8 protein-coding genes and 1 pseudogene are annotated in these 8,040 nt (G+C 38.6%); 6 read left to right on the top strand and 3 right to left on the bottom strand.

The annotated features are described in order from the left end of the window. Positions 1-93 precede the first annotated feature (93 nt). A complete protein-coding gene (gene pheS / locus AN486_RS18980) occupies positions 94-1,086 on the top strand; it encodes a phenylalanine--tRNA ligase subunit alpha (RefSeq protein ID WP_168635475.1) in 993 nt (330 codons plus the stop codon). A gap of 230 nt (positions 1,087-1,316) precedes the next feature. Here pheS and AN486_RS18975 read toward each other — a convergent pair whose 3' ends face one another. After that, on the bottom strand, positions 1,317-1,880 hold the full coding sequence (locus AN486_RS18975) for a Uma2 family endonuclease (RefSeq protein ID WP_053539062.1): 564 nt from the start codon (positions 1,878-1,880) through the stop codon (positions 1,317-1,319). Between the two features lie 686 nt (positions 1,881-2,566). Here AN486_RS18975 and proB point away from each other — a divergent pair. Together proB and AN486_RS18965 are read left to right on the top strand one after the other, a co-directional pair. After that, entirely contained in the window at positions 2,567-3,676 is a 1,110-nt protein-coding gene (gene proB / locus AN486_RS18970) for a glutamate 5-kinase (protein ID WP_053539063.1), read from the top strand. A 90-nt stretch (positions 3,677-3,766) separates the two neighbouring features. After that, complete coding sequence (locus AN486_RS18965; protein WP_290602060.1) at positions 3,767-4,954, top strand: FtsW/RodA/SpoVE family cell cycle protein; 1,188 nt, start codon at positions 3,767-3,769, stop codon at positions 4,952-4,954. Between the two features lie 338 nt (positions 4,955-5,292). Here the strand turns inward: AN486_RS18965 and AN486_RS18960 are convergent, their stop codons facing one another. Both AN486_RS18960 and AN486_RS18955 read right to left on the bottom strand, forming a co-directional pair. Then, positions 5,293-5,436: a hypothetical protein gene (locus AN486_RS18960; RefSeq protein ID WP_199924426.1), complete on the bottom strand. Its 144-nt coding sequence runs from the start codon at positions 5,434-5,436 to the stop codon at positions 5,293-5,295. Beyond that, entirely contained in the window at positions 5,429-5,845 is a 417-nt protein-coding gene (locus AN486_RS18955) for a type II toxin-antitoxin system HicB family antitoxin (RefSeq protein WP_234413371.1), read from the bottom strand. The genes AN486_RS18960 and AN486_RS18955 overlap by 8 nt, the downstream gene beginning before the upstream one ends. A gap of 245 nt (positions 5,846-6,090) precedes the next feature. On the opposite strand from AN486_RS18955, the pseudogene eno reads away from it, so the two are divergent. The 3 genes and pseudogenes from eno to AN486_RS18940 form a co-directional block, all read left to right on the top strand. After that, positions 6,091-6,729 (top strand): annotated as a pseudogene (gene eno, locus AN486_RS18950) (phosphopyruvate hydratase); the annotation flags it as partial. 33 nt (positions 6,730-6,762) lie between these two features. Continuing rightward, positions 6,763-7,182: an element excision factor XisH family protein gene (locus AN486_RS18945; protein WP_027400758.1), complete on the top strand. Its 420-nt coding sequence runs from the start codon at positions 6,763-6,765 to the stop codon at positions 7,180-7,182. Then, a complete protein-coding gene (locus tag AN486_RS18940; protein WP_015080228.1) occupies positions 7,170-7,505 on the top strand; it encodes a XisI protein in 336 nt (111 codons plus the stop codon). The genes AN486_RS18945 and AN486_RS18940 overlap by 13 nt, the downstream gene beginning before the upstream one ends. Positions 7,506-8,040: the final 535 nt, after the last annotated feature.

Raw genomic sequence — 8,040 nt, 5'->3', positions numbered from 1 at the left:
CCCTGCTCCCTGCCCCCCTGTTCCCTGTTCCCTGTTCCCTGTTCCCCGTCCCCTACTATAGACTAATGACTAATGACTAATCACCAATAACTAATGACTAGCAATTTAGAGAATCAACTTTTAGCATTACGGCAAGAAGGAGAAACAGAGATCGCCTCTGCTGATAGCCTAGAACGCCTAGAAGAACTTAGAGTCAACTATTTAGGCAAAAAAGGGCAATTGGGGGCGCTATTGCGAAGTATGGGGCAAATGAGCGCGGAAGAACGTCCTAAAATTGGAGCGATCGCTAACACAGTCAAAGAAGCCATTCAAAACAGCCTTGACCAGCAACGCACAACCCTAGAATCTGCTCAAATTCAGGCACAGCTAGAGGCGGAAACCATAGATGTCACCATGCCCGGTATTTACCGTCCCCAAGGTCGGATTCATCCCCTCAATGGCATTATTGACCAAACCCTAGATATCTTTGTCGGCATGGGTTACACCGTTGCCCAAGGATCAGAAATGGAAACAGATTACTACAATTTTGAAGCACTTAACACCCCCCCAGATCATCCAGCCCGTGATATGCAAGATACCTTCTATTTACCAGATGGTAATTTATTACGGACTCATACTTCCTCAGTGCAAATTCGCTATATGGAAAAGGAAGAACCACCCATTCGAGTTGTTGCCCCAGGTCGAGTATATCGCAGAGATGATGTAGATGCGACCCACTCAGCAGTTTTTCATCAAATCGAACTTTTAGCCATAGATGAAGGACTAACTTTTACAGACCTGAAAGGAACTGTCAAAATCTTTTTACAATCAATATTTGGCGACTTACCAATTCGCTTTCGTGCCAGTTATTTCCCTTTTACTGAACCTTCTGCCGAAGTAGATTTACAGTGGAAAGGACGTTGGTTAGAAGTCATGGGTTGCGGAATGGTTGACCCCAATGTTTTAAAATCTGTCGGTTATGACCCCGAAGTTTATAGCGGCTTTGCTGCTGGTTTTGGTGTAGAACGTTTTGCTATGGTATTACACCAAATTGATGATATTCGCCGTTTATATAACAGCGATTTGCGCTTCTTACAACAATTTTAATATCCAGGTGGGCATAAGTTCTGCCTGGGAATGATAGCGAAGCGTGGCGTTAGCCATATTCCCAGTCTCATAGCAAAAGTTGTCTTTTGATGACTGAATAATCTTGAGTCTACTAAAGTAGACTTTGGTTATTAGCCCTGATAGCGTAGCGTGGCGTAAGCCATAATTCATTTCTGGGCGGGGTTTACCCGCCCTTGATAAAGGTTCTCATTCCCCTTTCCTTGCTACAGTTATGAATCAAAACTCAACCAACCAAAAATTTCCTTAACTGTTAATTCTAAATTTATATTTTCCAAAATTGGTAATTTATCATCACCTTCATATATTTCAATTTTTTGTCCAGGAAATACAGCCAATACACTTTCTTCTTCTGGGTTTAATAACCAACCTAACTCAGTTCCATGTCGGGAACAATGCAATAATTTTGTTAATACTTTTTTCTGTGGTTGTTCAGGAGAAAGAATCTCTATTACCCAGTCAGGATGAATTTCAAAGCGGTTAGCAATTTTCCCAGATTCAGTTGTGGGAATTCTCTCCCACCGGAACACCGCAATATCAGGAACAATGGTACTACCACCAAAAGTACAGCGTAGTTCGGAGAAAGCTATAGCAATTTTTTGACTTCTGGTTAGTCCATTGACAACTTCAATAAAAGTAGTCTGAATTAAGCTATGTTCACCCTGTGGCATAGGTTTTTGTAGGATTTCCCCCTTAATAAATTCTGATGCTGGTTTAGTTTCTGGTAACTTGAGAAAATTTTCTAGTGTAATCTGGCGTTCAGTGGCTATAGTCATAATTGGTAACTAGAAAGCATAGTTATATTATCAACGATAACCATACCTTCGCCATTTTTTGTAGGTTGGATGAAGCGACAGCGCAATTATATTGGAATGTTTCTTGGTTCTACAATACACATTCAATACTTGTCGGTTAAGGAAATGTAGGTTGGGTTGAGCGATAGCGAAACCCAACAAAATCCTTGATAATGTTGGGTTTCGTTCCGATTGCTTGGCGTTCACGCAGTGTCCCGCAGGGATACGTTTACGTTCCACAACCCAACCTACCATATAATGACTTTTCAGGCTTAACCGAGCAGTATTGAATACACATTTTGGTTATCTCACGTCTACCTACTTAGTGCCGCTAGGCGAAAATCAAAAGTCAAAGGTCAAAACGAAGACGGTATAAGCTTTTGGGAGATTTATAGTGGTTGGTTTATTTTCGCCGTGCTGTATTAATAGTTTTAAGATACAAATCTTTACAAAGATTTATCATTCGTCAGGAAAGTAAATCTAAAGAAATAGTTAAGGAATTATCAAATTCGCAAAAAATCAGAGATTATTAATTTCAATAACATCAGGGTCAGCCTAAAAAGACCCTAGCAGATAATAGATAAATATAAACCCGTACAGCGCCAACCTTCACCATAGAGGGATTGGTGCTGTATAATTTTTTGGGAATAACAACTGACCACTAACTAATGACCAAAACAATTGTTGTTAAAATCGGTACTTCTAGCCTTACTCAACCAGAAACAGGACAATTAGCCCTTTCTAGTATTGCTACTTTAGCGGAAACCCTCTGTGATTTGAGACGACAGGGACATCGGGTAATTTTAGTTTCTTCTGGCGCGGTGGGAGTCGGTTGTGCGCGGTTAGGGTTAACGGAACGTCCCAAAACTATAGCTTTAAAACAGGCTGTAGCAGCAGTTGGACAGGGTAGATTAATGCGTATATATGATGATTTATTTAGTATTCTCCAACAACCAATTGCTCAAGTATTATTAACTAGGGCAGATTTGGTACAACGTAGCCGCTATCTGAATGCTAATAATACTTTTCAAGAATTACTAGGTTTGGGAGTAATTCCTATAGTTAATGAAAATGATACAGTAGCGGTAGAAGAATTAAAATTTGGGGATAATGATACCCTGTCTGCATTAGTAGCTAGTTTAGTAGAAGCAGATTGGTTATTTTTATTAACGGATGTTGATAGATTATATTCAGCCGATCCTCGTTCCGTACCCGATGCTAAACCGATTAGTTTAGTTAGTAGTATGCAAGAACTGACAGATTTACAGATTCAAACTGGTGGACAGGGTTCTCAATGGGGGACTGGAGGGATGATGACTAAAATTTCGGCAGCGAGAATTGCGATCGCTGCTGGTATCCGTACAGTCATTACTCAAGGACAGTTTCCCCGAAACATTGAAAAAATTATTCAGGGGGAACTCATTGGTACACATTTTGCACCGCAACCAGAACCAACCTCAGCCCGCAAACGTTGGATAGCCTATGGTTTGATTCCTGGAGGAAAATTATATTTAGACGAGGGGGCGATCGCTGCCGTTGTCAAAGCGGGAAAATCCTTACTAGCAGCGGGAATTAAAGCCGTAGAAGGGGAATTTGACAATCAAGAGGCGGTGCAATTGTGTGATAGTAATGGTGATGAAATTGCTAGAGGATTAGTGAATTATAATAGTGAAGAATTGCAGAAAATTTGCGGACGACATTCACGGGAAATCCCCTCAATTCTGGGTTATGAAGGCGCAGATACTGTGATTCACCGAGATAACTTAGTTTTAATTTAAATACAGGATTTCTTGTAGTAGGGGCGGGGTTTCCCCACCCAGGAGTCAGGAGAAGAAAGAAGAAAATCACCAATTACCAATTACCAAATTGTGAATCTACTCCGTTTAATCCCAATTTTTGATAATTCTGTTTCTAGCTGGGGTTTAGAAGCCCGATTGTTGCGCTGGCTAACATTAACGTGGATGTTTATTGGCTTAATCATCCTCTTTTCCGCATCCTATCCCGTTGCTGATGCCCGTCATGGTGACGGTTTGTATTATTTTAAACGGCAAATTCTTTGGGCTATAGCTTCCTTAATTATTTTCAACATCATTGTTAATCTGCCATTGCGAAAAATCTTGGGTGTATCTCATTGGTTTTTAATATTTTTTCTGATGCTGATTTTTCTGACATTAATACCAGGATTAGGAAAAAAAGCCTTTGATGCTGCTAGGTGGATAGCCATTGGCCCCATTCCTATCCAACCATCAGAATTAATTAAACCCTTTTTAGTTTTACAAAGCGCCACACTTTTTGGCCAGTGGGAAAAACGACCTTGGGGAATTCGTTTATCTTGGTTGGGTGTTTTTGGTCTTGTGCTTTTAGGAATTCTTGCCCAACCTAACTTAAGTACCACAGCACTTTGCGGCATGACAATTTGGTTCATTGCCTTAGCAGCAGGAATACCATATAAATATTTGGGAGGAACAGCCTTTGGTGGTCTGCTTTTAGCATTACTCAGTATTAGTATCAAAGAATATCAACGTAAACGCATTATGTCCTTTATGAATCCTTGGGGGGATGCCACAGGAGATGGTTATCAGTTAGTACAAAGTTTATTAGCCGTAGGTTCAGGGCAAACTTGGGGGTCGGGATTTGGACTTTCTCAACAAAAGTTATTCTATTTACCAATTCAAGATACTGATTTTATCTTCGCAATTTTTTCCGAAGAATTTGGTTTTATTGGCGGTATTTTACTCTTGCTAATGTTAGCAATATTTGCCACTTTAGGATTAATTATTGCCCTTAAATCCAAAAATCTCACATCCAAATTAGTAGCAATTGGTGTAGTAGTTGTCATGGTTGGCCAATCACTATTACATATTGGTGTAACTACAGGTGCGTTACCAACTACAGGCTTACCTTTACCTATGTTTAGTTATGGTGGTAATTCGATGGTTGCTAGTTTGGTATCTTCTGCGTTATTAATTCGAGTAGCTAGGGAGGGTAGTGAAGCAGAAGTAGTCCCTTTACGAAGAACACCGTCTGAACCTCGGACAAGAAGACGATTTTTTTAGCGTAAAACATCTATCCCGCAAAGAACTCAAGTCATCTCATTCCCAGTCTCTGACTGGGAATGAATTCTAGAAGGCTCTGACTTCAATGATAAGTAATTGGACAAAAATATTTACAGTCATTGCGAGGGAAGGGAAGCAATCACAACCCTTGCGATTGCTTCATTTCACTTCGTTATATATGGCTAACGCCACGCTGCGCTAACGCAATGACATTGTGTAATTAATTCTGTCTCACTACTTATTAGAGGCAGAGCCTCATTAACTGCATTCCTAGTCAGAGACTAGGAACGATGAGATGCTTCGTTTCGATTCGCTACACTCAGCATGACAAAACAGGATCATTTATTTTCTGGCTTACTCTTACCATTTTCTCCTAATCTCCGCAATTTAATATGACTACCTTTTTGGATAATAATTTCAAAACCAAAGCGATTAAAAATATCAATGATTTCCTGTGCTGATAATCTTCTTAACTTAGCCATAAATCGGCTGTAATTCAAAAATAAAACGAATAGTTGGATGTTCAATTAATCCAAAATCCTGTGGATTTTCCCCTTCTAAATGCAAAAAAAAAGCATCGGTACAATTTTTCACAACTTCATCTAAAGTATCCCCTTGAGTAACAACAGAAATTTCTACACACTCAGCCACATAACCAAAATCGTCACCTGTATGAATTATGGCGGTAATACTTTTTTTGTTCATAAATAATCTCTGTAATTTTAGGAAAATTATAACATAAGCAGATTTAGAAATATATGTCAGAATCAGGATATCCAGGATTTGAGGATTTACAGGATTTTGTACATAAATATTGAAAATAGCAATTGATGTATGCAAAATCAGTAAAGTATCAATAAATAATCCTGTACATCCTTTAATCCTGAGCATCCTGATTCTGACAAAATAAATTATCAATAAATAATCCTGTCAATCCTTTAATCCTGTACATCCCGATTCTGACAAATTCCATGTTTCCTTCCATACTCAGCGAGCATTATCACCCGTCACGATTGGAAATCTTCTTTAATCTCAGCCGATTTTCCCCCAGAAACACATAAACTAGCGATTGGGTTATTAGTAAACTGTAAAGGTTAAACCCTGACGACATACTCAAAATCAAGGACAAACCACGAATGACTAAATTTCTAGACACCGCTATTGAAGCCATTGTCTCCCGCGAAATCCTCGACTCACGGGGAAGACCTACACTAGAAGCGGAAGTACATTTAGCTGGTGGTGCAGTCGGACTCGCACAAGTTCCTAGCGGTGCTTCCACAGGCACATTTGAGGCTCATGAACTGCGAGATGGGGATAAAAGCCGTTATGGTGGTAAAGGAGTCCTCACAGCGGTAAAAAACGCCAATGAGATATTAGCACCCAAATTATTAGGGTTGGATGTCCTCAACCAAGAATTGTTAGACCGGACAATGATTGCTACAGATGGTTCTTCTAACAAATCTAACTTAGGCGCAAATGCAATTTTAGGTATTTCCTTAGCAGCAGCCAAAGCAGGTGCAGCAGCTTTAGACATTCCTCTCTATCGCTATTTAGGTAGACCTTTGGCGAATTTATTGCCAGTCCCCTTAATGAACGTGATCAATGGTGGAGCGCACGCATCTAATAACGTTGACTTTCAAGAGTTTATGATTGTTCCTATCGGTGCGCCTTCTTTCAAGGAAGCATTGCGTTGGAGTGCGGAAGTATTTGCAACTCTCAGCAAAGTGTTAGATAATAAGAGTCTGCTGACAGGTGTAGGTGATGAAGGTGGTTTTTGTTAGGCTAAAGTTAATATTCTTGATTTAGTAATGCCACAGTACGATTTATATCACAATCAAGTTAAAAATGCTCTAACCAAAGATGGATGGGTAATTACCGATGACCCCTTTATACTAGAATACAAAGGCTTGCGTTTATATGCTGATTTAGGAGCAGAAAAATTATTTGCTGCCCAGAAGATGCAGCAAAAGATTGTAATTGAAATAAAAGTTTTTAATAGCCCTTCTTTAATTACAGAATTAGAAAAAACATTAGGACAATATAATATTTATGTTAGTTTAATTAAAAGAATCAATCCAGAACGTAAATTATATTTAGCGATTCCTGAAGCTGCTTATCAAGACTTTTTTCTTAAACCAGCTATTCAAGATATTTTAAGTGATCAACAGCAGATTAATTACATTATTTTCGATCCAATTCAGGAGGTAATTGTACAATGGATAAGTTAGAAAAATACAGAAGAATTATAATTAGTATTGTTGGAAATCACGCTAAGTATAAACCTAGTCATGGAAAAATTGAGGCTTTATGTATTTGTGATCAAGAATCCGATAATTATTTGTTAATGGATACGGGTTGGGATAAAACAGGTAGAGTTCATGCAGTGGTGTTTCATTTGCGAATTATTGATGGGAAAATCTGCATTGAATGGGATGGTACAGAAAGGGGAATAACTGCGGAATTATTGGAATTAGGAGTAGAAAAGGATGATATTATTTTAGCGTTTATTCGTCCTGAATATCGGCAGTTTACAGATTTTTCTGTGGCTTAGGCTTAAAACACAGCAATTACTATGGTGTGTCAGATATCAAAAATCTATTTATTTACCAATTTCATGGTTGGTCTATCTGCAAGTGTCATACCACAATTGGGACAATGAATATCAAAGCTACTCCAAACAGATGTTTTATGATAGTCCCAATAATAGCCATGTTTAAATAATTTTGTTGAACAATTTCAGCAATAGTTTATGTGTGTTTGATGTCCACAAGTTCTACAGTCTGCTGTGTATTTTTTTTGCACCTTGTTTTGGGTAAAGATTTACGCTGGTACTACCACAATTCAAACAAAATAAATCATTAGTAGGTTGTGGATCTATTGGATTTCCATTTTTTGCATTTTTATGACTTTCTAAAAGATACTCAAAAGCCATTCCAACTATTTTTTTTAGGTTATCTGTAAAATTTGGTTTGTGCGTAATATATCCATATTTGTAAAATGGAAATGTAGGTTCAAATGTGATTCCTTCGGTGAGCTAGGCACATCACCCTCTTGAACAAGAGCGATCGCTTTAAATCCACAAGATA

The sequence above is a fragment of the Anabaena sp. AL93 genome (genome assembly GCF_001672085.1).
GTDB lineage: Bacteria > Cyanobacteriota > Cyanobacteriia > Cyanobacteriales > Nostocaceae > Dolichospermum > Dolichospermum heterosporum.
The sequence above is the reverse complement of the archived record's forward strand: the minus strand, read 5'-3'. Positions and strand labels throughout refer to the sequence as shown.